27 protein-coding genes and 1 riboswitch are annotated in these 26,184 nt (G+C 49.1%); of the genes, 20 read left to right on the top strand and 7 right to left on the bottom strand.

Going from position 1 to position 26,184, the window contains the following annotated elements:
• Positions 1-4: 4 nt before the first annotated feature.
• The 3 genes from alaC to thrC are packed head-to-tail and all read left to right on the top strand — an operon-like array spanning position 5 to position 3,644.
• Positions 5-1,192 (top strand): alanine transaminase, encoded by a 1,188-nt coding sequence (alaC, locus tag HUX64_RS05170; RefSeq protein WP_174625170.1) that lies wholly within the window; start codon positions 5-7, stop codon positions 1,190-1,192.
• Between the two features lie 38 nt (positions 1,193-1,230).
• On the top strand, positions 1,231-2,541 hold the full coding sequence (locus HUX64_RS05165) for a homoserine dehydrogenase (protein ID WP_174625169.1): 1,311 nt from the start codon (positions 1,231-1,233) through the stop codon (positions 2,539-2,541).
• Between the two features lie 8 nt (positions 2,542-2,549).
• A complete protein-coding gene (gene thrC / locus HUX64_RS05160; protein WP_174625168.1) occupies positions 2,550-3,644 on the top strand; it encodes a threonine synthase in 1,095 nt (364 codons plus the stop codon).
• 246 nt (positions 3,645-3,890) lie between these two features.
• Here the strand turns inward: thrC and HUX64_RS05155 are convergent, their stop codons facing one another.
• A complete protein-coding gene (locus tag HUX64_RS05155) occupies positions 3,891-4,817 on the bottom strand; it encodes a histone deacetylase family protein (RefSeq protein WP_174625167.1) in 927 nt (308 codons plus the stop codon).
• 306 nt (positions 4,818-5,123) lie between these two features.
• Here HUX64_RS05155 and HUX64_RS05150 point away from each other — a divergent pair, with 306 nt between their 5' ends.
• Genes HUX64_RS05150 through rsfS form a run of 3 tightly spaced genes read left to right on the top strand, consistent with a single transcriptional unit; the run spans position 5,124 to position 7,384 of the window.
• Positions 5,124-6,380, top strand: a complete 1,257-nt coding sequence (locus HUX64_RS05150) for a glutamate-5-semialdehyde dehydrogenase (RefSeq protein ID WP_174625166.1) — start codon at positions 5,124-5,126, stop codon at positions 6,378-6,380.
• The gene (gene nadD, locus HUX64_RS05145) at positions 6,381-7,004 is read left to right on the top strand and encodes a nicotinate-nucleotide adenylyltransferase (protein ID WP_174625165.1); all 624 of its coding nucleotides are present in this window, start codon (positions 6,381-6,383) and stop codon (positions 7,002-7,004) included.
• A 26-nt stretch (positions 7,005-7,030) separates the two neighbouring features.
• Positions 7,031-7,384, top strand: a complete 354-nt coding sequence (gene rsfS / locus HUX64_RS05140; RefSeq protein ID WP_174625164.1) for a ribosome silencing factor — start codon at positions 7,031-7,033, stop codon at positions 7,382-7,384.
• A 74-nt stretch (positions 7,385-7,458) separates the two neighbouring features.
• Here the strand turns inward: rsfS and HUX64_RS05135 are convergent, their stop codons facing one another.
• The 3 genes from HUX64_RS05135 to HUX64_RS05125 all read right to left on the bottom strand — a co-directional run bounded on the left by HUX64_RS05135 (position 7,459) and on the right by HUX64_RS05125 (position 10,622).
• Complete coding sequence (locus tag HUX64_RS05135; RefSeq protein ID WP_174625163.1) at positions 7,459-8,028, bottom strand: hypothetical protein; 570 nt, start codon at positions 8,026-8,028, stop codon at positions 7,459-7,461.
• Between the two features lie 52 nt (positions 8,029-8,080).
• Positions 8,081-9,928, bottom strand: a complete 1,848-nt coding sequence (locus HUX64_RS05130; RefSeq protein WP_174625162.1) for a TonB-dependent receptor domain-containing protein — start codon at positions 9,926-9,928, stop codon at positions 8,081-8,083.
• Positions 9,929-10,035: 107 nt separating this feature from the next.
• Positions 10,036-10,246, bottom strand: a riboswitch (cobalamin riboswitch).
• A gap of 37 nt (positions 10,247-10,283) precedes the next feature.
• Positions 10,284-10,622 (bottom strand): hypothetical protein, encoded by a 339-nt coding sequence (locus HUX64_RS05125; RefSeq protein ID WP_217426431.1) that lies wholly within the window; start codon positions 10,620-10,622, stop codon positions 10,284-10,286.
• A 22-nt stretch (positions 10,623-10,644) separates the two neighbouring features.
• On the opposite strand from HUX64_RS05125, the gene urtA reads away from it, so the two are divergent.
• The 13 genes from urtA to ureG all read left to right on the top strand — a co-directional run bounded on the left by urtA (position 10,645) and on the right by ureG (position 22,270).
• Entirely contained in the window at positions 10,645-11,880 is a 1,236-nt protein-coding gene (urtA, locus tag HUX64_RS05120; protein ID WP_246246909.1) for an urea ABC transporter substrate-binding protein, read from the top strand.
• Positions 11,881-11,990: 110 nt separating this feature from the next.
• Positions 11,991-13,691, top strand: a complete 1,701-nt coding sequence (gene urtB, locus HUX64_RS05115; protein WP_174625160.1) for an urea ABC transporter permease subunit UrtB — start codon at positions 11,991-11,993, stop codon at positions 13,689-13,691.
• A 2-nt stretch (positions 13,692-13,693) separates the two neighbouring features.
• On the top strand, positions 13,694-14,782 hold the full coding sequence (urtC, locus tag HUX64_RS05110) for an urea ABC transporter permease subunit UrtC (protein ID WP_246246908.1): 1,089 nt from the start codon (positions 13,694-13,696) through the stop codon (positions 14,780-14,782).
• Between the two features lie 29 nt (positions 14,783-14,811).
• Complete coding sequence (gene urtD, locus HUX64_RS05105; protein WP_217426438.1) at positions 14,812-15,618, top strand: urea ABC transporter ATP-binding protein UrtD; 807 nt, start codon at positions 14,812-14,814, stop codon at positions 15,616-15,618.
• A gap of 3 nt (positions 15,619-15,621) precedes the next feature.
• On the top strand, positions 15,622-16,317 hold the full coding sequence (urtE, locus tag HUX64_RS05100; protein WP_174625158.1) for an urea ABC transporter ATP-binding subunit UrtE: 696 nt from the start codon (positions 15,622-15,624) through the stop codon (positions 16,315-16,317).
• Positions 16,318-16,443: 126 nt separating this feature from the next.
• Positions 16,444-17,010, top strand: a complete 567-nt coding sequence (locus tag HUX64_RS05095; RefSeq protein ID WP_174625157.1) for a HupE/UreJ family protein — start codon at positions 16,444-16,446, stop codon at positions 17,008-17,010.
• A 4-nt stretch (positions 17,011-17,014) separates the two neighbouring features.
• Positions 17,015-17,866, top strand: a complete 852-nt coding sequence (locus HUX64_RS05090; protein ID WP_174625156.1) for an urease accessory protein UreD — start codon at positions 17,015-17,017, stop codon at positions 17,864-17,866.
• 268 nt (positions 17,867-18,134) lie between these two features.
• The gene (gene ureA, locus HUX64_RS05085; RefSeq protein ID WP_174625155.1) at positions 18,135-18,437 is read left to right on the top strand and encodes an urease subunit gamma; all 303 of its coding nucleotides are present in this window, start codon (positions 18,135-18,137) and stop codon (positions 18,435-18,437) included.
• Positions 18,438-18,446: 9 nt separating this feature from the next.
• The gene (locus HUX64_RS05080; protein ID WP_174625154.1) at positions 18,447-18,755 is read left to right on the top strand and encodes an urease subunit beta; all 309 of its coding nucleotides are present in this window, start codon (positions 18,447-18,449) and stop codon (positions 18,753-18,755) included.
• Positions 18,752-20,455, top strand: coding sequence for an urease subunit alpha (gene ureC, locus HUX64_RS05075; protein WP_174625153.1), 1,704 nt, complete (start codon positions 18,752-18,754; stop codon positions 20,453-20,455). Before HUX64_RS05080 ends, ureC begins: the two co-directional genes overlap by 4 nt.
• A gap of 54 nt (positions 20,456-20,509) precedes the next feature.
• Positions 20,510-20,974, top strand: a complete 465-nt coding sequence (ureE, locus tag HUX64_RS05070) for an urease accessory protein UreE (RefSeq protein ID WP_174625152.1) — start codon at positions 20,510-20,512, stop codon at positions 20,972-20,974.
• Positions 20,964-21,641 (top strand): urease accessory protein UreF, encoded by a 678-nt coding sequence (locus tag HUX64_RS05065; protein ID WP_246246907.1) that lies wholly within the window; start codon positions 20,964-20,966, stop codon positions 21,639-21,641. The genes ureE and HUX64_RS05065 overlap by 11 nt, the downstream gene beginning before the upstream one ends.
• 8 nt (positions 21,642-21,649) lie before the next feature.
• The gene (ureG, locus tag HUX64_RS05060; protein ID WP_174625151.1) at positions 21,650-22,270 is read left to right on the top strand and encodes an urease accessory protein UreG; all 621 of its coding nucleotides are present in this window, start codon (positions 21,650-21,652) and stop codon (positions 22,268-22,270) included.
• A gap of 106 nt (positions 22,271-22,376) precedes the next feature.
• On the opposite strand, the gene mutM is transcribed toward ureG, so the two are convergent.
• Positions 22,377-23,192, bottom strand: coding sequence for a bifunctional DNA-formamidopyrimidine glycosylase/DNA-(apurinic or apyrimidinic site) lyase (gene mutM / locus HUX64_RS05055; RefSeq protein ID WP_174625256.1), 816 nt, complete (start codon positions 23,190-23,192; stop codon positions 22,377-22,379).
• Between the two features lie 387 nt (positions 23,193-23,579).
• On the opposite strand from mutM, the gene HUX64_RS05050 reads away from it, so the two are divergent.
• Entirely contained in the window at positions 23,580-23,750 is a 171-nt protein-coding gene (locus tag HUX64_RS05050; RefSeq protein ID WP_174625150.1) for a hypothetical protein, read from the top strand.
• Between the two features lie 139 nt (positions 23,751-23,889).
• On the opposite strand, the gene HUX64_RS05045 is transcribed toward HUX64_RS05050, so the two are convergent.
• Both HUX64_RS05045 and HUX64_RS05040 read right to left on the bottom strand, forming a co-directional pair.
• Entirely contained in the window at positions 23,890-24,474 is a 585-nt protein-coding gene (locus HUX64_RS05045; RefSeq protein WP_174625149.1) for a DUF1440 domain-containing protein, read from the bottom strand.
• Between the two features lie 829 nt (positions 24,475-25,303).
• Positions 25,304-25,624, bottom strand: a complete 321-nt coding sequence (locus HUX64_RS05040; RefSeq protein WP_174625148.1) for a carboxymuconolactone decarboxylase family protein — start codon at positions 25,622-25,624, stop codon at positions 25,304-25,306.
• Between the last annotated feature and the right edge of the window lie 560 nt (positions 25,625-26,184).

The raw sequence follows: 26,184 nt of genomic DNA, 5'->3' as shown, positions 1-26,184 counted from the left end.
TGTAATGGAACAATTTCACAGAATAAGCCGTCTGCCCCCTTACGTTTTTAATATTGTCAACGAGCTTAAAGCCGAAGCCCGTGCAGCGGGCGAAGATATTATTGATTTTGGCATGGGCAATCCTGACCAGCCGACGCCGACCCATATCGTCAATAAAATGCTTGAAGCGACCAGCAGGGAGGATACGCATCGCTATTCTGTTTCCAAGGGTATCCCGAGATTAAGAAAGGCTATCTGCAACTGGTATAAAAAACGGTTCAATGTTGATCTGGACCCGGAAACCGAAGCCATTGTCACTATTGGTTCAAAAGAGGGTCTGGCGCATCTGGCGCTGGCGACCTTGGGCCCAGGCGATATCGTGCTAGTGCCCAATCCTGCTTATCCGATACATCCTTATGGCGTGGTCATTGCCGGAGCCGACCTAAGGCATGTGCCGCTGGTGCCGGGGGTTGATTTTTTCGAGGAACTGCATAAAGCCATTATCGATTCCTGGCCTAAACCGAAGATGCTCATTCTTAATTTTCCGGGCAATCCCACCTGTCAATGCGTGGAACTGGATTTTTTTGAAAAAATTGTTGACGTGGCCAAGGAACACAAGATCTGGGTAGTGCATGACATCGCCTATGCAGATATTGTTTTTGACGGCTACCAAGCGCCTTCCATTCTCCAGGTAGAAGGGGCTAAGGATATAGCGGTAGAATTTTTCTCCTTATCCAAGAGCTACAATATGCCCGGCTGGCGGATAGGCTTTATGTGCGGCAACAAGCAACTGGTTGCGGCTCTGGCGCGGATTAAATCCTATCTGGATTACGGTACGTTTACGCCTATCCAGATTGCTGCAATTACCGCCCTGGAAGGCCCGCAGGACTGCGTGGCCGTAATTGCCGATAGATACAGAAGAAGACGCGATGTATTGTGCGAGGGCTTAACGGCAGCAGGCTGGCCGGTTGAAAAACCGAAAGCGACCATGTTTGTCTGGGCGCCAATTCCTGAGGCCTATAAAGCCATGGGCTCGCTTGAGTTTTCCAAAAAACTGCTGGCGGAAGCGAAAGTGGCAGTCTCGCCGGGTATCGGCTTCGGCCAGTACGGCGATGATCATGTCAGATTCGGCCTGATTGAAAATGAACACAGAACGCGGCAGGCCATTCGCGGCATCCGCAATATGATGAAAAAAGACAACATTGTAAAATGATTGGATTTATCCAGCAAAATACTGGGCGGGAGTGGGCTTTGAAACCGGTAAAAGTGGGGGTTTTAGGATTAGGTACGGTCGGCGGCGGCACCGTTAATGTACTGAAACGCAATGCGGCAGAAATAGCCCGCAGGGCGGGCCGGGACATTATTATTACCCATGCGTCGGCAAGGGATTTAAGCCGGGAGCGCATTTGCTCTACTGAAGGCATTATTTTAACGGCAGACCCTTTAATTCTCATTAATGACCCGGAAATTGACATTATTGTCGAATTGATAGGCGGCGATGTTTTTGCCAAGGAGCTGGTCCTGAAAGCCATCGCCAACAACAAGCATGTGGTAACGGCTAACAAAGCGCTGATCGCCCTGCACGGCAACGAGATTTTTGCCAAAGCAAGTGAAAAAGGCGTAATTGTTGCCTTTGAAGCCGCTGTTGCCGGCGGAATTCCGATTATCAAAGCCATACGCGAAGGTTTGAGCGGTAATCAGATTCAATGGCTGGCCGGCATTATTAACGGCACGGGGAATTTCATACTGACTGAAATGCGCGATAAAGGCCGGGATTTTTCCGATGCATTAGCCGAAGCGCAAGCATTGGGCTATGCCGAAGCCGATCCGTCTTTTGACGTTGAAGGCATTGATGTCGGCCACAAACTGACCATTTTGGCCTCAATCGCTTTCGGCATTCCGCTACAGTTTGACAAGGTATTTATGGAAGGCATTACCCGGATCACCCCCATCGATGTTGAGTATGCCGAGCAGCTGGGCTACCGGATCAAGCATCTGGGCATTGCCCGAAAAACGCCCGAAGGCATTGAATTAAGAGTTCATCCGACATTAATCCCCGACCGCCGGCTGATTGCCAATGTTGACGGCGTCATGAATGCCGTGCTGGTTAAAGGCGATGCGGTCGGCGCTACCCTGTACTATGGGGCCGGAGCGGGCGCCGATGCTACGGCGTCAGCCGTAGTCGCTGACGTCATCGATGTGGTCAGAGCGCTGACCAGTGATCCGGAAAACCGGGTGCCGCATCTGGCTTTCCAGGCCGCTTTCCTGGCCGACATCCCGGTATTGTCTTCAGACCGGTTCAAAACCTCATACTATCTGCGCCTTAATGCTGAAGATAGACCGGGCGTTCTGGCAGATGTCACCAGAATTCTTGCGGCTCACCAGATCAGCATAGAAGCAATTATTCAAAAGGAACCGCTGGAAAATGAAACAGCTGTGCCGATTATCATGCTGACGCATACCACGCTGGAAAAGGAAATGAATGCAGCCATTGCTGAAATCGAAGCCTTGCTTACCGTTGCCGGAAAAGTCAACCGAATCCGACTCGAAACTTTGGGATAAATAAAAACATGTTTACGCATAAACGCTACACCGGAATAATTGAACATTACCGAAACCGTCTGCCGGTCAGTGAAACTACCCGCTTGATCAGCCTGGGAGAAGGCAATACGCCATTAATCCAGCTTCAGAATATCCCGCGACTGACGGGTAAGGAAGTCGATATCTATGTCAAGTTTGAAGGCTTGAACCCCACCGGATCATTTAAAGATCGCGGCATGACAATGGCTGTCACCAAAGCCGTGGAAGCGGGCAGCAGGGCGATTATCTGCGCCTCAACCGGCAATACGTCGGCTTCTGCCGCCGCCTATGCCGTACGCGCGGGAATCAAGGCCTTCGTGCTGATCCCCGAAGGCAAGATCGCCCTGGGCAAACTGGCCCAGACCTTAATGTACGGCGCTGAAATTATCCAGATTAACGGTAATTTTGATAAAGGCATGGCGCTTGTTAAAGAAATCGTTAATCATGCGCCGGTTACCATTGTCAACTCCATCAATCCGTTCAGAATTGACGGGCAAAAAACCGCCGCCTTTGAAATTGTCGATGAACTCGGTGACGCGCCTGACTATCACTGCCTGCCTGTCGGCAATGCCGGTAATATTAGCGCTTACTGGAAAGGTTACAAGGAATATTCAACCGCTTCCGAAACGCATAAAGCCGTCACCGATAAACGCCCGGTCATGTGCGGCTACCAGGCCGCAGGCGCCGCGCCGTTCCTGGCTGGAAAAATGATTGATAACCCCGAAACGGTCGCCACCGCCATACGCATCGGCCATCCCCAATCCTGGGATTTGGCCTGGGCGGCACAAAAAGAATCCGGCGGCTGGTTCGACATGTTTTCAGACGAGCAGATTCTAGCCGCGCAAAGACTGCTGTCTCAACATGAAGGCATATTTTGCGAGCCCGCATCGGCTGCTTCCCTGGCCGGGGCATTGCACGATATCAGCACCGGCAAGATCCCCGAAGGCAGCAAAATTGTCTGCACCTTAACCGGCAACGGCCTGAAAGATCCCGACACCGCCATAAAACAATGCATAGCTACCCATCCGGTCACGGTAGAAGCTGAATTGAATGCGGTCAAGAAGGTAATTCTGGATTGTCTTTAAAAATAGAGTGAGTGAGTTTGGCGATTGCAGGGATACGGGAAAATACGGCAGGGAGGCGGTATCGCTGAGCGAAGCCCAGCGTTTTTGATTTGATGGCGCAAAAATGTAGACTGCCGCTGCGCGTTCCGCATGGTTTAGGTATTCTTATAACGATAGGTCTGTAGGGGGATTGGCTAGCCATCCTCTCTATAAACAGAGCGTCTAAATCCAGGCTCTCGTTTGAGCTTTCCTGTTTCCTTGCTCGTGTTAATTTCCCAGCAGGGTTTTAACATGAATGGCGACGCTGGCTGCGAGGGCGCGGAGATTATAGCCGCCTTCCAGAATTGAAATAATCCTACCCTTGCAGTATCTGCCGGCAATATCCATCAGTTCCTGAGTGAGCCATTGATAATCCTCCTCGACCAGCCTTATCGAGGCTAACGGATCATCCTTATGAGCGTCAAAGCCGGCTGAAATGAGCAGTAGTTCGGGTTTGAATTTTTTCAGCGCAGGTAAAATAATGGCGCGGTATTTTTTCCGGAAAGCCAGGCCTGATTCACCGGCTGCCAGCGGTACATTAATAATATTGCCGAGTCCCGTTTCTGTGGGATAGCCGGTGCCGGGGTAATTCGGCATCTCATGGCTGGACGCATACAGCACATCGGCTTCATTATAAAAAGCCGCTTGCGTGCCATTGCCGTGATGCACATCAAAATCAACAATGGCAACGCGTGCCAGCTGATAATGACGGCGTGCGTATTGCGCTGCAATCGCTATATTATTAAATACGCAGAAACCCATCGCCAGATCGGGTTTGGCATGATGCCCCGGAGGACGTACTGCGCAAAAGGCATTATCGGCTTCACCGGCCAGAATCTTGTCTACAGCATTACAGACCGCCCCGACCGCGCGAAATGCGGCCTTTTGTGATCCTGGCGACAGCACGGTATCATTATCCAGATAATGATGGCCTTGTTCGGGGAGGGCGTTAAGGATAGTATCAATATGAGATTGGGAATGAATCAGGCGGATTTGCTCCTCGGCGCCTGGAGGCGCAGCTTCCCGGACTAGACGCGAGAACTCTGGCGCCTCAAGCGCTTTGGCAATGCTTGTGAGTCTGTTTGCACATTCAGGATGGCCTGCACCGGTGTCATGAAAAAGAAAATCAGGATGGCTGTAATAAAGAGTCGTCATAAAGCCTCCTTCAGGAATCAGCCAACTCGCTTTCTTTTTACCGGTTTATTGACATGATTACAAGGGAAACAAATTTCTGTCATGGTATTTTTTTTAATGAGGTATTTTGTGTTCCTGAATTTCTTAGCTATGAATCTGTTAGCTATATTCCGCTATTAGCGGCGTAGTCGCCATTGTCGCGGTAAAATTATGGCAACTATCGTAATTCGCCGGAAATCTGTTTGCCTGGTTTAAGAATTCTTTGCCTGTTGAAAAACTTTGTTAACCGATATAATCCGGATTATAAATCCAGTCAGTGAGCATACCATGGATATTAAAGCATATATGACGAGCCTGGGCCGGCAGGCCAGAAAAGCCGGCCGGGAAATAAGCCGGACTGAATCCGGTAAAAAAGATACGGCTTTGCTGAAAATTGCAGAAGCCATTGAAAGCAGCCGGGAAATGCTGGTAGCTGAAAACCGGAAGGATCTGGATGCCGGCAGAAAAAATGGTCTGGATGCGGCTTTACTGGACAGGCTGGCCTTAAATCCGAAAGCTATTCAGGCTATGGTTGAAGGTTTGGAGCAGGTTGCAGCTTTGCCCGATCCGGTCGGTGAAATCATTGATTTAAGTTACCGGCCCAGCGGCATACAGGTCGGACAGATGCGGGTGCCTTTGGGCGTTATCGGCATTATTTATGAATCCCGCCCGAATGTCACGGTCGATGCCGCGGCGCTGTGTCTTAAATCCGGTAATGCCTGTATTTTAAGAGGCGGCTCGGAAGCCATCCATTCCAACCAGGCGATTGCCTCCTGCATTGCCAAGGGTCTGGAAGCGGCGGATTTGCCAAGGGAAATCGTGCAGATTGTGGCAACGGCGGATCGGGCTGCCGTAGGTGAATTAATTACGATGAATCACTATGTGGATGTTATCGTACCGCGCGGCGGCAAAGGCTTGATTGAGCGCGTTTCCCAACAAGCCACGATTCCGGTAATCAAGCATCTGCACGGAATTTGCCATGTCTATATTGATGATAAAGCCGATATCGACAAGGCGGTCAGGATTGCCGTCAATGCCAAAACCCAGCGTTACGGCGTCTGCAACGCCATGGAAACTTTGCTGGCGGCTGAAGGCATTGCCCGCCAGGTATTGCCGCTACTGGCTGAAATATACAGGCAAAAAGGCGTTGAACTGCGCGGCTGCCTTAAAGCCTGCTCGCTGATCCCAGGCTGTATAAGGGCGACTGAAGAAGACTGGCATACTGAATACCTGGCGCCGATTTTATCCATCAGAGTAGTTAGCGGTATCGATGAAGCGATGGAGCATATCCACTGCTACGGCTCTGCGCATACCGATACTATTGTGACTGAGGATTACGCGCGGGCCCGACGTTTTCTGCGCGAAGTTGATTCCAGTTCGGTTATGGTAAATGCCTCAACCCGTTTTGCCGATGGTTTTGAATATGGTCTGGGCGCCGAGATCGGCATCAGCACCGATAAGCTGCATGCGCGCGGCCCCGTGGGCTTAAAAGGTCTCACTTCATTAAAATATATCGTCCTCGGCGATGGCCATATCCGGCAATAAATGATTGGCATTTTTGGCGGCACCTTTGATCCTATTCATTACGGGCATTTGCGTTCTGCAGTCGAAGTCGAGGATATTTTCGGCCTGACCGAAATCCGCTTTATTCCCGGCGCCAATCCCCCTCATCGTGAACAGCCCGTGGCGCTTGCCGCGCAGCGCATGCAGATGCTGGAGCTGGCAATAAAAAATCGGCCGGGGTTAATAGCGGATGCCAGAGAGCTGGACAGAGAAGGCTACTCGTATACCGTCGATACCCTGAAATCTTTACGCCGGGAATTTCCACGCCTACCATTGCTGTTGTTTATAGGCAGTGATGCGTACAATAATTTAACCGCCTGGCACCAATGGCGGCAGCTATTTGATTATGCGCATGTAGTAGTAATGACAAGGCCCGGCTGCAGGAGACAGGAACTTGATGAGCTTTTTAAAGTCACGCAAGCCAAGGAAATAAAAGAGTTGGCGCAAAATGCAGCAGGGAAATTATTTTTTCAGCGCATAACCCAGCTTGATATTTCGGCAACAGCAATCAGAACTATGATTGCAGAAAAAAAGAATCCGGCGTTTTTATTGCCGGATGCTGTCATAGAATATATTAAACAACACAAACTTTACGAGAGACATTGATCTTACTACAAAGCACAGGAGTTTGAATGCAAGCAGAAAATTTAGTGAAAATTGTTCAGGATGTTCTGGAAGAACGCAAAGGACAACGTATAACAACACTGGATGTTCAGGGCAAAACCAGCTTTACCGATTATATGGTGCTGGTAACAGGCACGTCCGATCGTCACCTTAAATCGTTATGCGATTATGTATCGGAAAAAGTCAAGGAAAGCGGCTTTAAACCGTTGGGTCGTGAAGGCGATCTGGGTTCAGACTGGATATTGCTGGACTTGGGTGATGTCATCGTGCATGCGATGACAGCGCAAGCGCGGGAGTTTTACCAGCTTGAGAAATTATGGTCGGTTGATCGGCCTAAAGAAATCGAGCAGGCAACGGCTTAAATCGTTGGGTTAGATCGTAAGGACGCGATAATTGCGCCCTTACGGTCAGCCGCATAGGCTGGTTCAGCTTTGCATTAACCGGCTTTATGCCGTCTTGTTAAAGCGGGTAATGCATAAATAATCTTAATGACAGCAAGACCTGCGCCTGCATAAATCAAGGCGGCGCTCAGGTAAGACGGATAATAGAGGGCTACCCTTGCAAGATATTCGAGCAGGGATAAGTCATCAAAACGGCCGGAAAACAGATAGAAACTGATGTTTGAAATAATAAAAGCGGCCGTTGTCGCCAGCATGATCAGGCTCATCGAGGTTGCCAGTTCCGAAATTTTCAGGGCTTTGAAGGTTGAGCAGTAGCGGCCGGCTGACCACATTACCGCATAGGTCGGAATCAGAAAAACATAGGCCGGTGATACGCACCAGTCGCTGACGCCGTTTTTGATGGCGATATAATCAATTAAAGCCGCCATAGCCAGTAAAAACACGAAAAAGAACTTTTTCCGGTAAAAGCCGGCAAGGAAAAAAACCGCCAGCGATGCATCCGGCAGGTGTAACACGTCGCCAAAATGATGAAAGCGCGTCAGCGCCATCAAGGCGATCAGCGGCAGGGGTAAATACTCGACTTGCAGCCATTGTTTTATGTTCATCTTGTTATCTCTGCTGTAGGGTTGATTAAAGTAAAGCCATTGCCTGTGGTAGTTAGTTATTATAATGCACTGAAATAAAGAAGTTTCGGCCTGCTGTATTGAAAGTATTCACGGTCTGATAATTTTTGTCCAGCAGATTGCTCAGCTTTGCGCTCACCATCCAGTTTTTATTGAAATGGTAGGCTGATCGTAAATCGACAGTTACAAATCCCGCCACTTTAATTGTATTTTTAGAATCATCAAAACGATCGCCCTGGGCCAGTACATTAGCGCCAAGATCAATCTGTCCAAATGATCTGGATAAATCAAATGACAAGGTTTTTTCAGCGCGGCGCGGCAAGCGCGCATTGGTTTCCCTGTTTTTAGGACTTAACAGGTTAAGGCTCAGCTTGCTGTTCCAGCCCATCAGTTGTGTTCCGATTTCCGCCTCAATACCGTCAATTTGGGATTTGCCAATATTTTCGGCACTAAAATTGAAGGTAACAGGATCCATTACCGGCGTAATCAAGTTGTCAATATTGGTATGGTAGGCGCGTACTTCCCATTGCCCCCAATCATGAGCGCCTGCCAGTCCTGCTTCAAAAGACTTGGATTCTTCCGGATCCAAACTGGCGTTGCCGAAATTAGGAAAATAAAGATCATTGAAGGAGGGCGCTTTAAAAGCATTGCCAAAGCTTGCCAGCAGGCTGATGCCGTAATTCCAGTTATAGCGCAAGCCCACATTGCCGGTTACATAATCGCCGAATGCTTCATTTTCATCCCAACGCACCGAGGCGTTAACAAAAAGGTCATCCAGAATCCGGCTTTGCAGTTCTGTGAATACGCCTGCATCATAACGGGAGCTTTCATTGAATGTTTCCGAGCTGTCCACTTCATCCAGCCGGTAGTCGGCGCCTAAAACCAATTGATGATTATCAGATAAAGCGAACTGGTTCAGCCAGCTGGCATTCCAGCGGGTGCTGTTAAAGCGAGTGGAAAACGAGCCGTCGGGCGCAAAATTATCCCCGTCATCGCGGCTTTGTCCAAAACGCAGGGTTGAATGCCAGTTATCGACAATATCCATGCTTCCTGACGCTCCGACCACCTGCTCAACAAATTCCGTTTTATTTTGAAAAGCGCCGTCATATTCCGTTCTTCCTTCGGCGCGCATGAAAAACGCTTCCATTTCGGCATTATTATTATCAAACCGATGCCCCAACCGCGCATTTAACGCCGTATTGTAATAACCATCCCGGTCGGGCTGATTAATGCCGAACGGCCCGGGCGTGGGCTGTTGCGCATTAAAGCCCTGGCTGTTGAAATGAGAAGTGCCCAGGGAGTACCAGTTATTTTTCCATTTGCCGCTGACAGTTCCCGCCGCCCGGAGAGTATCGTAGGAACCGCCGCCCGCATCGAGAGTGACCGTGGGTGTTTCACGCTGGGCGCCTTTACGGGTAAAAATCTGAATAACACCGCCAACTGCTTCTGAACCGTATAAGCTCGATTGCGGGCCGCGGATAATTTCTACCCGCTCAATTTGGTCAAGGGGAATAAATTCAAAGGGTGATGTTCCTGCTGTAACAGACCCGGCTTTAATGCCGTCAATCAGCACCAATACATGATCAGAATTGGTTCCTCGCATGAAAACACTGGTGATTTTGCCATATCCGCCCGTTTGCACCACGTCAAGTCCATTCGTACCTCTTAAAAGATCCGGTAAAGTATTAACCTGTAAACGCTCAATATCTTTTCGGGTATACACAGTGGCAGCCGATGCCAGCTGATTTTTGGCAGCTTCGGTTCTGGTGGCCGTCACTACCATATCGGGAAGCGTTAATGAATCAGTATCGTTGCGTTGCTGTGCTTGCAACTGCGAATTAAAGCCCGCAATCAATAACGAGCTGAATAGTATTTTTTGCATGTTGTCCTCGGCGCCGCCCGCGCAAATAGTTGTTTACACAACGGAGGACAAAAGAAGAAGTGGGATACCAAGAAGCACTGTCTTTTTCGCAGACAGCCCTCCGCTGTACCGAATTATACTTTCGGGCCGGTCTCCGGGCTTATAAGCGGCGTGGGCCTGAATCATCACCTTCCCATGCTGATAACACAGTGGCATAAGATGACTCTTTACTTAATATACCGTTGCGGGGGCAGCGTCGGATTTGGCCGTAACCTTACCGACTTCCCGTTTAACCATTAGGTGTAAAAACCCTCTGGAACCTGAAAGTAACAGGCATTATAAGATATTGCAGGCGTTAATCAAATTTAATCAACTGTCAACGCCGGTTATTGCCAAACTCCAGAATGACAGTGTCGCCCTGGTTAAAAATGGTTATTTCCCTGTTTTGCCAGTCTTTTTCAGTGTTTTGCTCAATATGGGCAGCAGGCGGCTGCTGAGCGTGTTTTGCTGTGAGGGGGCCGGCTAACGGTATCTGTTGTTGTGGCTTAATTATAGTTGGCTTGGACTGGGTTTTTACTCGAACGGCGGGCGTGAAGGTTTCAGTCTGTTCAGTTTGTTCCGCTTTTTTTGTTGCTTTGGGTTTTATTTTTAGCCGGCTTAGCAGATTATGAAATGAATAAAAATTCTTTTTTAAAACCATCAGATCTTTTACCACTCTGCTAGTAATTGCAGGATTTGTGTTTACTGCCTCTGCCAGAGCGGAAGATACGATCAAGGTCGGCGTCCTGCATTCTTTATCCGGCACTATGGCGATCAGTGAAACGACGTTAAAAGACACTATGCTAATGCTGGTTGACGCGCAGAACAAAAAAGGCGGTTTGCTGGGCAAAAAGCTTGAAGCTGTCGTCGTTGATCCTGCATCCAACTGGCCGCTGTTTGCTGAAAAAGCCAGGGAATTATTGCAAAAGGATAAAGTAGCCGCCGTGTTCGGATGCTGGACTTCGGTATCGCGTAAATCGGTTTTACCGGTATTTGAAGAACTGAACGGATTGCTGTTCTATCCTGTTCAATATGAAGGCGAGGAATCGTCCAAAAACGTATTTTATACGGGCGCTGCGCCGAATCAGCAAGCTATTCCGGCGGTTGATTACCTGATGAAGGATCTGGGAGTAAAACGCTGGGTGCTGGCCGGCACGGATTATGTTTACCCAAGGACAACCAATAAAATTCTTGAATCCTACCTCAAAATGAAAGGCGTTTCCGAGAAGGATATCATGATCAACTATACGCCGTTCGGCCACTCGGATTGGCAAAGCATAGTTGCAGACCTCAAGAAATTCGGCTCTACCGGAAAGAAAACGGCAGTCGTCTCCACCATTAACGGCGATGCCAATGTGCCTTTTTACAAGGAACTGGGCAATCAGGGCATATCCGCAGAAAACATTCCGGTGGTAGCCTTATCTGTGGGTGAAGAAGAACTTTCCGGCATAGACACCAAGCCGCTGGTTGGGCATCTGGCAGCCTGGAACTATTTTATGAGTATCGATACGCCTGAAAACACGGCATTTATCAAACAGTGGCATGAGTTTATTAAAGATCCGAAGCGCGTGACCAATGATCCCATGGAAGCGCATTATATTGGTTTTAATATGTGGGTGAAGGCCGTTGAAAAGGCAGGGACAACCGATACTGACAAGGTTGAGCAGGCCATGCTGGGCATGACTTTTCCCAACTTGACTGGAGGCACAGCCAAAATGATTGTCAATCATCATTTATCAAAACCCGTGTTGATCGGCGAAATTCAGGAAAATGGCCAGTTTGAAACCGTATGGAAAACCAAGGATCTGGTTGATGGCGATGCCTGGACGGATTTCCTGCCGGAAAGCAAGATTATCCTGGCTAACTGGAGTAAGGAGTTACGCTGCGGCAATTACAACAAAAAGACTAAAAAATGTTCTGGTCAAAATTTCTGAGGTTAATTAAGAAATAACAGGGATAGCAACAGAATGCGTATTTATCCGATTCCCATGCGGGAAGCATGGGAATCGGAATCCCGGCCTGTACATTTTATTAAGCTAATACTATGAAGAAAAAGCGGTCTGTTTGGAGCAGCTATCTTGTTAAGCTGTTCAGTTTGATTATTTTTATTTCATCTTTAACTTTCGCCGATAATCAGATAAGCCCGGAGGTTAAAACCCGAAGCGAGGCAGCAGCGCATGAAAAAGCCGCTTCCGTCTTTGAAAATTTGCTTAATCAGTTTAAGGAAGGTGATTTTAGTCAAAAGATAGCGGTAATAAAGCAAATAACCCGGCTCAATGATAAACGGACCCGGCTGGTGTTCGAGCGCCTGGTGCATGATCGTCTGTTTTATGCCAAAGATGCAACTCAGCGTATTTATTCAGCAGAGACTACTCCTGGCGGCTACCGGCTGACTGATGTTATTAGCGGCCAGAACATTGGCGAAGTCAGCCAGGGCAGCGTGGCCAAGATAAAAATCAATAATCGACTGAGAAAAACGCTCAGAACCAGCCTAGCGCAGTTGGATATGTCTGTGAAAGACCCTGACATCCGCCTTAAGGCGGTTAAAAGCATTGGCAACGTTTTGAATGAAGATACCGTGAAATTTCTGAGAACCATTTTGCCGACAGAAACCGATTATGACGTCAGAACCGCCATCAAAGCCTCGCTGGCAATGGTCGATTTGCATGCTGATGACCTGAATGTTCGCCTTGAGGCAATAAAAAGTCTGTCAGTGACCTTGGACCCGGAATTTAACACCGAATTAAAAGAACTGCTTGAGAAGGACAGCGCCGGCAATTACCTGGAACAGGATCCTCAAATTATTGAGGCTGCAACAAACGCCATTAAAAAAATTGAATCAAGAGTCAGCTTTTATGAACATCTGCAAACCCTGTTTTTCGGCTTGAGCCTGGGCTCTGTGCTGGTTTTGGCGGCTATCGGCTTGGCCATTACCTTTGGCGTGATGGGCGTCATTAACATGGCGCACGGTGAATTGATCATGCTGGGCGCCTATACCACCTATGTCGTGCAACTGCTAATGCCCAATCATATCGATATTTTCTTGTTTATAGCCATTCCTGCGGCATTTGCGGTGTCCGGGCTCTTTGGAATTCTTATTGAGCGTGGAGTGATCCGCTTTTTATATGGACGCCCCCTGGAAACCTTGCTGGCGACTTTCGGCATCAGTCTGCTGCTTCAGCAGTTGGTGAGGACGGTATTCTCGCCTTTAAATCGTTCGGTAACCACGCCCTCATGGATGAGCGGCTCGCTGGAAATTAACAGCGTTTTAACCTTGACGCTTAACAGGCTATACATTATCGGCTTCACTTTACTGGTATTTTTGATGCTGCTTGCAGTATTGAAAAAAACCCGTCTTGGTCTGGAAGTCAGGGCTGTTGCACAAAATCGTTCCATGGCCAAGGCGATGGGCATCAAAACCGAATGGGTTGACGCGATGACCTTTGGCCTGGGTTCAGGCATCGCCGGCGTGGCCGGCGTGGCCTTAAGCCAGCTCACGAATGTCGGCCCGAATCTGGGTCAGGCCTATATTATCGATTCCTTCATGGTCGTTGTTTTCGGAGGTGTAGGAAATCTTTGGGGGGCGATGATCAGCGGACTGTCATTGGGCCTGGCAAATAAATTCCTGGAACCTTATGCGGGCGCAGTATTGGCAAAAATCCTGGTATTGCTATTCATTATTTTGTTCATCCAAAAAAGGCCGCGCGGGTTATTTCCGCAGAAAGGGCGGGCGGCGGAGGGCTAACAGTGTTTATTACTAAAATCCTTCAGGATGACTTGAGCGGGAAAATTTTTCTAGCCGTGCTGGCTGCTGTTATTATGCTGGTTCCGTTGTTTAATCTGCTGGTCCCGGCATCATCCCTGTTTCATCTGCCTACTTATACCGTGACATTATTCGGCAAATATTTAAGTTATGCTTTACTGGCGCTCGCCGTGGATATGGTTTGGGGGTATTGCGGAATATTGACTCTGGGACACGGCGCTTTTTTTGCACTTGGCGGTTACGCCATGGGCATGTACCTGATGCGCCAGATTGGCGACCGCGGTGTTTACGGTAATCCTGTCTTACCCGATTTTATGTTGTTTCTGGACTGGCAGGAACTGCCCTGGTATTGGCACGGTTTCGATCAATTCTGGTTTGCCATCATAATGGTGGTGCTGGCGCCGGGGCTTTTAGCTTATGTTTTTGGCTGGTTGGCCTTTAGGTCCAGGGTCACCGGCGTTTATCTGTCCATTATCACCCAGGCCATGACTTATGCCTTGTTATTGGCGTTTTTCCGTAATGAAATGGGCTTTGGCGGCAATAACGGCTTGACTGATTTTAAAGATATACTGGGTTTTAATTTGCAATCTGATAATGTCCGGGTCATTATTTTCATGATGACTGCATTCGCCTTAGCGGGCGGATATCTGGCCTGCCGGGTTGTGGTAAGCTCAAAACTGGGCCGGGTCGTTATTGCGCTTCGCGATACCGAAAGCAGAACCCGCTTTATCGGTTATAAAGTGGAGCTGTTCAAACTGTGGATCTTTGTTTTTTCAGCCGTTATGGCGGGCATAGCAGGGGCGCTTTATGTGCCCCAGGTTGGCATTATTAATCCGGGCGAGTTTTCACCTTTAAATTCAATCGAACTGGTGATCTGGGTTGCGGTAGGAGGGCGCTGTACTTTATATGGCGCTGTTGTCGGTGCTGTTCTGGTCAATTTCGGCAAATCATTTTTCACCGCCGCATTGCCGGAAGTCTGGCTGTTTGCCCTGGGCGCCTTATTTATTCTGGTCACCCTGTTTCTGCCGTATGGACTGGTCGGCTTACTGCGCCCGAAAAGGAGGTCCGTCTAATGGAGCTGTTGACAATAACGCGGCAATTGATGCGGCGCGGTAAAGTGTTTGATTTTCTTATTCCTGAGCCGGTTCAGGACTCCGCACTGGACACAACGCACGGCCCCATACTATATCTGGAAGATATCAGCGTCAGTTTTGATGGTTTTCGCGCGCTGAACAAGCTGAATCTTTATATTGATGAGGGCGAATTGCGCTGTATTATTGGGCCAAATGGCGCCGGTAAAACAACCATGATGGATCTCATTACCGGCAAGACCAAACCGGATACCGGATCGGTATTTTTTGGTCAAAATATTGATCTGCTGAAGCTGGATGAACCGGCCATTGCTCAGGCCGGCATCTGCCGAAAATTTCAAAAACCCACTGTGTTCGAGCAATTGCCGGTATTTAACAACCTGGAGCTGGCTATGCGAACCGATAAACGGGTCTGGTCCACCCTGTTTGCAAAATTAAGCGGCGAACAAAATGATTTCATTGATGAGACGCTGGAAACCATCGGTTTAAAAGAGCTGAGCCATCAGGAAGCCGGATCATTATCGCACGGGCAGAAGCAATGGCTGGAAATCGGCATGCTGTTAATGCAGCAGCCGAAGGTATTGCTGGTTGACGAGCCGGTAGCGGGAATGACGCATCAGGAAACCGAACGCACGGCTGAACTGTTATTGGCGCTGGAAGGCAAGCATTCGGTCGTGGTGGTCGAACATGATATGGAATTTGTGCGCTCCATCGCCAGAAAAGTGACGGTTTTGCATGAAGGCTCGGTGCTTGCCGAGGGCAGTATGAACGAAGTGCAGAATAATGCGCGGGTTATTGAAGTTTATCTGGGAAGCTAGGGAATGCTTAAAATACAGGGGTTAAACCAGTTTTATAAACAAAGCCATACCCTATGGGACATCAGCCTGGATATTCCCGAAGGCGCATGCGTTTGTCTGATGGGCCGCAACGGCGTCGGTAAAACGACGCTGCTGCAATGCCTGATGGGACTTCTGCCGTCGGCATCGGGCTCCATATTGCTGAACTGGCAGGATATAACAAAACTTCCGGCGGAAGCGCGCGCGTCCATAGGCGTCGGGTTTGTTCCGCAGGGGCGGGAAATTTTTTCCCTGCTGACCGTTGAAGAAAATTTGAAAACCGGTTTGAGCGCCCGCAAGGATGGCTTAAAGGAAATACCCGAGCGGGTATTTAAATTTTTTCCGGTGCTGAAACAGATGCTGCACCGGCGCGGCGGAGACTTGTCGGGCGGCCAGCAGCAGCAGCTGGCGATAGGGCGGGCGCTGGTTATTGAACCGACCCTGTTAATTCTTGATGAACCCACGGAAGGCATTCAGCCTAATATCGTCAAGGAAATCGGCGATATTATTATCCGCCTGAATAAAGAGCATGGCCTGACTGTGCTTTTGGTTGAGCAAAAACTGCATTTCGCCAGGCGAGTGACCGACAGTTTCAGCATTATGGAAAAAGGCCGGATAGTCGCAGCCGGAAAAATAGAAGCGCTTAATGAGGATGTTGTCCAGCGCTATTTAACAGTGTAATTCGCCTGGGAGCTTTAGCATTTATAGTAAACAGCTAACTATTGAGCGCACACGAGCCTGATTCCGCCGACTTATTTACAGATGTGCTGGATAATTACAAAAATATTTACTTTGAGAGGTACAACTATGCGTTTTAAATATTGGTCAAGTATGGTCTTGTGTTTAGCGTCACCCGCACTCTATGCGCATTCCGGAGAAATGAGTGATAATGGTTTTTTGAGCGGCTTATTGCATCCTTTAACCGGAGCCGATCATTTACTGGTCTTGATAGCAGTTGGGATTTGTGCAGCTAAACAGGGCGGTAAAGCCATCATTTTGTTTCCAGGCATATTTCTGGCGCTGATGTCAGCCGGAGCACTGATGCGTTCTTATGCTGTACACATCCCTTTTATTGAACTACTTATTACTGTATCGGTAATGGTGTTTGGCTTGCTGGCCAGCGTCAATCAGAAACAACTTTCAGGATTATTTTTTTCTGCTACAGCATTTTTTGCCGTTTTCCATGGCTATGCGCATGCTGCGGAAATTCCGCAAGGCGCCCCTGTCATTAGCTATTTTTCTGCATTATTGCTGATGAGTTTAATGATTTGTATGAGCGGCATCCTCTTGGGCCTAAGTACAGGTAAACGCGCTAATTACCTATTTTCATTGACTTGTTTGAGTAGCGGCTTATATTTTTTAGCGGCCGGTTAAATCAATGCCGGTTCCGTCATCGCTAACTGTTTTATCAGATAAGGAACAAAAATTTAATGCGTGGCACGCTAAACTATCCTTGGGATTTGAAAACCGGCAAGCAACAACCTATTTAACCGATCGCAGCCATTATGGCCCGTTGCTGGTTCAGCGTCCTTTTTACCCTGAAGGTCCGGTTTGCCATGTGTATCTGATTCATCCTCCAGGCGGCGTGATTGGCGGGGATGAACTGGAAATTAAAATTGACTGCCGGGAAGATTCTGAAGTATTAATCACGACGCCCTCAGCGGCTAAATTTTATCGCAGCAATGGTAAAACAGCTTATCAGGATGTGCTTTTAAAAGTAGCCGGCAATGCCGTGCTTGAATGGTTGCCGCAGGAAACCCTGTTATTCAAGGGCGCAAAGGTTGCAAGTTCATTGCGGATAGAATTGGCGGAAAATGCCCGTTTTTTTGGCTGGGAAATGGTCAGCTTCGGACGTCCGGCCTGTGATGAAATTTTTTCCGCCGACGCCGCGCAGATAACGATTGGAATATACAGCAACGGCAAGCCACGGCTGATTGAACAAATCACCGTGGAGAGCGCCATGCTTGATTCGCTTTGCGGCCTGGGCGGACACGCCTTAATGGCTTCATTACTCGCCTATCCGGCCGGCCGGGCCGAATTGGAAAAAGCCTGCGCCATTGCTGATCAATATCGTTTTTTTGGCGCCACATTAATCAATGGCGTATTGGTAGGCCGAATGCTGGGAGAACAGGCCGAACCGGTACGGAAAGTATTCACATTAATATGGGAAGCGCTCAGGCCCGGGTTTAATAATCGCCGCGCCTGCAAGCCCAGGATCTGGGCGACCTGACGCGGATTTACCACGGCGATGCACCACCATTAAATTATCGTGCGTTAATTCTACTTTGTCAGATTATGCGTAAGCTCGTCATACCCGCCGGGAAGCGGGTATCCAGTGCCAGGGATGGTAAGCTCAATACGTCCCTGTAGTGTGAATTCCGGGAAGGATAGCCCGGAGTGACTCCATGCCGGAATGACGATCTTGGAGAATAGTCATCATGTCATCTACAAAGTAGAATTAAGCCATTGAATATTTCTTAAATTACCTCTAAACAGATATGGAATTAACACCCCGAGAAAAAGACAAGCTTATGCTTTTTACCGCTGCTGTGGTGGCCGAGCGGCGCAAAGCCCGAGGCGTAAAACTGAATTATCCGGAAGCGGTCGCCTTCATCAGCGCGGCTATTGTGGAAGGCGCGCGCGATGGGCGCAGTGTGGCGGAATTAATGAATTACGGCCGCACCTTGCTGACGCGCGATGAGGTCATGGAAGGCAGTGCCGAAATGATTCATGATGTGCAGGTCGAAGCTACTTTTCCCGACGGCACCAAATTGGTGACCGTTCATAACCCCATTGTGTAGGAGAGAGTAATGATTCCAGGCGAATTATTTCCCGAGGACGGGGATATTGAACTGAATCAGGGGCGCGATGTGCTTGAGCTGAGCGTCTCCAACAGCGGAGACCGGCCTGTGCAGATAGGCTCGCATTACCATTTTTATGAAGTCAATTCCGCATTGCTGTTTGACCGCGAAGCCGCCAAAGGCTTCCGCCTGGATATTCCGGCAGGCACAGCCGCCCGTTTTGAACCGGGCCAGGCGCGTAAGGTGACGCTGGTAAGTTTTGCCGGAAAGCGGGAAATCTACGGGTTTAACCAGAAAGTAATGGGAGCATTGCCATGAGCCGTCTGGATCGCCGCGGTTACGCTGAAATGTATGGGCCTACCACGGGCGACAGGCTGCGATTGGCCGATACCGGCCTTATTATTGAAGTTGAAGCGGACCATACGGTTTACGGTGACGAGGTCAAATTTGGCGGCGGCAAGGTGATACGCGACGGTATGGGTCAAAGCCAATGCGGCTGCGGCGAATCTGTCGACACCGTCATTAGCAATGCGCTGATTGTCGATAACTGGGGGATCGTCAAAGCCGACATCGGCATCAAGGATGGGCGCATTGCCGCTATCGGCAAAGCGGGCAATCCCGATACCCAGGCCAATGTAACCATTATTATCGGGCCCGGTACGGAAGTTATCGCGGGAGAAGGGCAGATAGTCACGGCCGGCGGCGTGGGCTCGCATATCCATTTCGTTTGTCCTCAACAGATTGAAGAAGCCTTGATGTCGGGCGTGACAACCATGTTAGGGGGCGGTACAGGCCCTGCAACGGGAACCAATGCGACAACCTGCACTCCCGGCGTTTGGAATATCCAGCGTATGCTGCAGGCGGCCGATTCCTTTCCGATGAACCTGGGCTTTCTAGGTAAAGGCAATGCCAGTTTGCCGCTGGCGCTTGAAGAGCAGGTTAAAGCCGGGGCAATCGGTTTGAAACTGCATGAGGACTGGGGAACGACGCCTGCCGCCATCGACAACTGCCTGAATGTGGCCGATCACTATGACGTGCAGGTCGCCATTCCTACCGATACCTTGAATGAGTCCGGTTTTGTCGAAGACACCCTGGCGGCTATGAAAGGACGGGCCATACATACTTATCATACCGAAGGGGCGGGCGGCGGTCATTCGCCGGACATCATAAAGGCCTGCGGCGAGGCCAATATACTGCCGTCTTCGACCAATCCGATGCGGCCTTTTACCGTCAACACCATAGACGAGCATCTGGATATGCTGATGGTTTGCCATCATTTGGATCCTAAAATCGCCGAAGACGTGGCTTTTGCCGAAAGCAGGATTCGCCGGGGAACCATTGCTGCGGAAGATATTCTGCATGATTTGGGCGCTTTCTCGATGATTGCATCGGATTCGCAGGCGATGGGCAGAGTGGGCGAAGTGATTTGCCGGACCTGGCAAACCGCGCACAAAATGAAAGTGCAGCGCGGCAGTTTAAAGGAAGATACCTCCCGGAATGATAATTTCAGGGTTAAACGTTATATCGCGAAATATACGATCAATCCGGCGATCACGCATGGCATCAGCGCTCAGGTAGGCTCGATTGAAGTCGGTAAACTGGCCGATCTGGTCTTATGGAAACCGGCTTTTTTTGGGGCCAAGCCCAGTTTAATTATTAAAGCCGGTTTTATTGCTGCTGCGCCTATGGGAGATCCCAACGCCTCCATTCCAACGCCGCAGCCGGTTCATTACCGGCCCATGTTTGCAGCTTTCGGCAAGGCGCGTTCGGCCAGCTGCATAACCTTTCTTTCCAAAGCGGCTTACGATAACGGCGTGGCGGATTTGCTGAAGCTAAGCAACATGATCAGTCCCGTCTTTAATACCCGCACTATCGGCAAGGCGGATTTGATTCATAACACTTATCTGCCAAAAATTGAAGTGGATCCGCAAACCTATGAAGTGCGGGCAGACGGCCAGTTACTGATTTGTGAGCCTATGTCGGTATTACCCCTGGCGCAACGGTATTTTCTGTTTTAAAAGCCGCTCCTAAAAATATTTAAACAACACGGCATATTCTTACGGGAACAGTCCATGATTAACATTAATGAAAGAACATGGCCTACTAAAAAACCTGCGGCATCTTTGACATTGCCTTTCGAAAGCAGACAAAAAAGCCGGTTACGCGTCATGCTGGATAATGGCGAAGAAGCGGGTCTTTTTTTGCCTCGCGGAACATTGCTGCGCGGCGGCGATTGTTTGCTTGCCGAAGACGGCCGCGTCATTTTAGTCAAAGCCGCTGCGGAATCCACCTCTACTGCTTATTCCAGCGATCCGTTGCTGCTTATGAAAGCCTGCTATCATCTGGGCAATCGTCATATCCCTGTGCAAATAGGGGAAAATTTTGTGCGTTATCAGCATGATCATGTGCTCAATGACATGATAGCCGCCTTTGGTTTGAAGGTTAAGCATGAGCTGGCGCCTTTTGAACCGGAATCCGGCGCCTATCATTCCCATAATCACGGCGGCCATCATCAAAGCCACAGTCATGACCATTAACCCAATATTGCCGTTATTGCGTTTGCTTCAGCTGGCAAGCCCTTCCCTGCCGGTGGGCGCATACAGTTATTCCCAGGGACTGGAATGGGCGGTTGAAGATGGCCTGGTGACGGATGAAATAACCGTGCAGCGATGGATTTCGGCTAGCCTCAGGCAGGCAACGGCTAAATTGGACGGCCCCATTCTGGTAAGAATGCATGAAGGCTGGCAAGCGGGAAATTTAAAGTCAGTACGATATTGGAACGATTTTATTTTAGCCTGCCGCGAAACCAGGGAGTTACAAGCAGAAGACCAGCATCTGGGCATGGCGCTGGGTAAAGTTCTGGAAGGGCTTGAAATTGACTGGACGCGGCGCTGGGGCATGGCGGAATGTTCTTTTGCAGCGCCCTACAGCCTTGCGGCGGTCGAATGGCGCTTATCCATAGATATGATGTTAAGCGGCTATCTTTGGGGAAGGCTGGAAAATCAAGTGTTGACCGCCATGAAGTTGATGCCGTTGGGACAGCGTGCGGGACAACGCATGTTATTTGAACTGGCCAAACCCATTCCTGCCTACATAGAAAAAATAGTCCGGCTGCAAGACCATGAAATCGGCGGTTCACTGCCGCTGCTGGCTATCGCCAGCAGCCGGCATGAAACCCAATATTCAAGATTATTTCGCTCGTGAGAAGAATTATGAAAAAAAATCGTGATGTGCTCAGAATCGGAGTCGGAGGACCTGTGGGCTCGGGAAAAACAGCCTTGCTGGATGTCTTGTGCAAGCAGTTGCGCGGCCGCTTTAATATTGCCGTGGTGACTAATGATATTTATACCCAGGAAGACGCCAAGTTCCTGTGCCGCAGTAATGCCTTGCCGGAAGACCATATTATAGGCGTGGAAACCGGCGGCTGTGCGCATACGGCAATCCGGGAAGACGCTTCTATGAATCTGGTGGCCGTGGAAAAAATGATAGAAAAATTCGGCGATCTTGATTTTGTGCTAATCGAGAGCGGCGGCGATAATTTGAGCGCATCGTTTAGCCCCGAATTGGCCGATTTAACGATTTATGTCATCGATGTCGCCGCCGGTGAAAAAATTCCGCGTAAAGGCGGGCCCGGCATTACCAAATCGGATTTACTGGTCATCAATAAAATTGACCTGGCTCCTTATGTCGGCGCTTCGCTTGCAGTGATGGAAAATGATTCCCTTAAAATGCGCGGCGACCGCCCCTTTGTCTTTACTAATCTAAAAACAGGGCAAGGGTTGAATGAAGTCATTAATTTTATAATGAATAAAGGCATGCTGGAGTACGCCTGAAGCATTTTATACCCATTCCAATAAGTTCACACATGCTATCCCTTCTCCAGCGGGAGAAGGTTAGGTTGAGGAGATTCAAACAGTAACTTATTGGAATTGGTATTAGTTATCGCTGACAATCACTGCAGAATACCGTCGAGCGGTTAGCCAGCCTTATTTCTGTTAAGGGCTGTCGGCAATAAATACAGGGCAGTCCGGCGCGGCCGTAGACACTGAGCTGCTGCTTGAAATAGCCGGGTTTCCCCTTTTCATTAACAAAATTGCGCAGCGTTGTGCCGCCTTGCCGGATGGCATGCTCCAGAATGATACGGATAGAGTCAGCCAGTTTTTGATAGCGTTGCAGGGAAATTCTTCCAGCCTGACGCGACGGCTGTATGCCGGCCATAAACAAGGCTTCATTGGCATAAATATTGCCGACCCCGACAACGATATGGCTATCCATAATAAAAGACTTTACCGGCATTTTCCGGTGTCTGGATAACGAGTAAAGCAGGTCGCCGTCAAAATCCGCTAATAAGGGTTCGGGGCCTAAATCCTTGAGCAGTTGATGGTCTGATGCAGGCGCTGTTGTCCATAACACGGCCCCGAATCGCCGCTGATCATTAAAACGCAGCACGGTATCGTCTTCAAAAATAAAATCAATATGATCATGCTTACCGGCAGTTTGCGCGGGGGACATAATCCTTAAGCTGCCCGACATGCCCAAATGCAGCAGCAACGTACCCCGGTCAGTATTGAATAATAGATATTTGGCCCGCCTAGAGACCGACCTAATGCTGGCGCCTGTTAAAATCTGGCCGAGAAGTTCAGGCACAGGCCAGCGCAGTTTCGGCTGGCGGATAATGACCTGTTTGATGGTTTGCCCTTCAATATAGGGCGCGATGCCGCGCCGGGTTGTTTCAACTTCAGGTAATTCAGGCATGATGGCCAGGGCGGTAATTTTTTGGTTTGGATGGCTGAAAAGTTTAACACTAAAGTAAGCACGATCCTGAGGTTCAGGTTTTTGCACGGCGCCTGATTACGCCAATAATGCTTCTTTCACATCCGGTTTATTGCGCGGCTTGCAATCAAACTCAACCGCTTCCGCCTACTCCATTTTTGTAATCACGGCGACATCAGTCGTATTAAAAATCGTCGAGTATTTGAGAGACTGATTTATGGCCGTCAGCGGCGGCATCAGCACGATGCGTCACGCTTCGCCAAACCGTATCTCGAAGGACAGACGAAATTCCGGCATTTTCGATAAATGAACAGTCGAGTTCGTCCAAATCCCCTCTTCAAGCGCATTTAAAGCAATTTAAGTTTCAAGATGACCGATGTTTCCCGTAACCATTTGTTTGAAGGAGCTTCGGAAGATGCCAGCTGCGCCGCGTCATTCGCCGTCGCCAAATTGGCGGCGAGCGCCGCCATGCAAGAGTTCTCGCGCAAAGATGTTGCTTGGCAAAACCACGTTGTAAGAAAAAAAGCCGAATGTCTTTGATCAGCCCCGACCATGCTTCCCAACTTGAGATAACTTGCATTTATCTGGGTAGCGCCGCGATGCAAATATTTTTCCACCGACCTATGGACCCTACTGACGGCAATCGAAACTTCGTGCAGAAATAGTTTTATTTCGCTTTTTATAGTTTACGGCGTAACGCCCTCCGCACTATTTCAGCAGTCAAGCCATAAACCAGATGCGAACTGAAACTGTAAGCGAGTTTTGAAAAGGGTAATTCCGACGGCGATTTTGAAAGACCGAGCAAAGGCACAACGCCTTCGTCCGCCGTTACCCAGATTAACGCGCCATACGGCAAACCCGCGCCGATGGCTACTTCGGGTAAAAGTTCAGCCGCCATACCGTAAACCCCACCGACTGTTAAACCAAATCCATAATGAAACGCAGTGCCGGCTAAATCCTTTTCTCCCTCCGTCAAATCGTGGTCAAAAACTTCTTCAGAAATAAAGTTGGAAAGCCGTTCGGTTGCGTCGTCATCCGGGTCGTCTTTACCTTTCTCCTGTAAAATCCGTCCCGCGCCGCGTTGCGGCAAACCCTGTTGCATAGATTGTGCGCCGTGCGCTCTTTCTTGGCCTTCTTTCAATTTTTGCCACATCGATTGAAACTGATTCATCGCTACCGAGGCAACCATTCCGCCAACCGCACCCGCTACTAATCCTTTCAAAATATCCCTATCTTGCAGTTTGTCTGGTTTATTAAAATTCATAATTCCTCCTGTCCGTTTTACGATTCGCCCACTATTTCAGCGTGCGATTAAAAATCAGTTAGTATTAAGCGGGCCGATATTCATTGGACGAAGCGGACTTTTTTGGTCGATTTTTATCCAATCAGCCCTAACTGACTGGTGGTGGCCGCCGTTGGGTAAAGACCGGTTAAGCTAACTCGCTATTCAGTCTCGACACTGTATCGTCGCGCGACACGCCAAGGCATAAGTCAAACGAATGTTCCGGTACTCCTGCCGCAAACAGAAAGGACGCGATATCAACCGCTGCCGCTATCCGCCTCCGGCCTGAAGCCACGGACTCAGCCGTTCAGTGAAAAAGTTGCTAACGCACTCTTTTGCGGAGCGAACAAACTTAAAGGTCATCCTGGGTGCTTCCGTTTGTTATTGAGCACACTGCCTGTTTTCTAATTTATTACCGGATCAAGGTATCTTTCAAATATATAGGAATTTTACTATACAACCAATTTTCGAACGGTCAATATAAATCCTGGATAGCCAGGAGCGTCAGCTATGGGAAGACACCCCCGTTTCCGGCATGGCTTCACGTCCGGCTATCCTGCCTGTCCGCCGCCATTCGGATTAATAAAAATCCGTTTCAGATAGAGGGGTACCGGTAGTATCGGGGCTACAGGAGGTGAGTGAGGCAAGCCATCCCTGGCTACTTAGGTTCCGGCCTGCCAACTAGCAGGCAGGCACTCCACGCCGGCGCGAGGGAAGAGAATTATTGTTACGACTTGACTGAAGATTCTTGCTGATCAGTACCAGCAATGATCTCTGGGTAGAAATATTTTGTAATATCAAAGAAAAACACTTACTCCCTGGACAAAACGTCCTGAGCCCAGCTCACCGCTGCCGAAACCGTGGGAAAGCCGATGGTATTCGTGAGCAGGATAATGGCGTGATAAATCTCTTCAGGCGTCGCTCCGCTTTCGAGAGCTCTTCTTACATGACTGTGAACAGCGCCTTCCGAATGTATGGCGATAGCGGCGGCAAGCTGAATAAGATGCGCCGTTTTGGCATCCAGTGGGCCCTGTTTTTTGACTATTTTACCCAGGGCTTCCACTGCCTCAATAAATTCCTCATGCTGCTTTTTCTGAAATAAATAATGGCCGGGTAGTTTTTTCTTTGACATAAGTCCTCCAAGGTTCAGGTTCTAAAAAATTTACTTTGCGTGAAGAGCATAAAAAAGCCGGGTGCATCGGCTTCGTTGACTGACCGGTACACCTTAAAGCGAGTGATATCGAGAAGGAAGATTTTCACAATCTCTCCAGGGACGCATTAATTTCCGGCTGTCTACCTGAAGTAGCAATGCCAAATTAAATCTTGCTCATGCGAAAAATCGCATCAGTTCCAGCGCCCGCGGCAAAGGCCAGCGGTCGGGAAGAGGCTGAGTACATAATTCGCCGTGGCGGCGCTGGAATTGTCTCCGAGGCTTATCCGCTCATGAATTGCATCCGCCGTGATAACTTCTTTACAGAAAATCAACTGAAAGATAAGGCTCTCTACCTAAATTTACCTTCGTCAGGCTCCCTTGTCCACTTAAGTTGCAGATGGCTCAGGCATTAATTTCAAATGGCTTGAGTTTAAGTGAAAAATTGAGATTTAGTGCGAAAATTGACCCGACTGGTTAGTGGGACATTGTTTAACGGAATAAAGGCGAGGGATAAATCGGTTGAGCAATTTACTCGTCTA

The organism is Candidatus Methylobacter favarea (genome assembly GCF_902806695.1).
GTDB lineage: Bacteria > Pseudomonadota > Gammaproteobacteria > Methylococcales > Methylomonadaceae > Methylobacter_B > Methylobacter_B favarea.
This window is presented reverse-complemented; position numbering and strand designations above follow the sequence as displayed.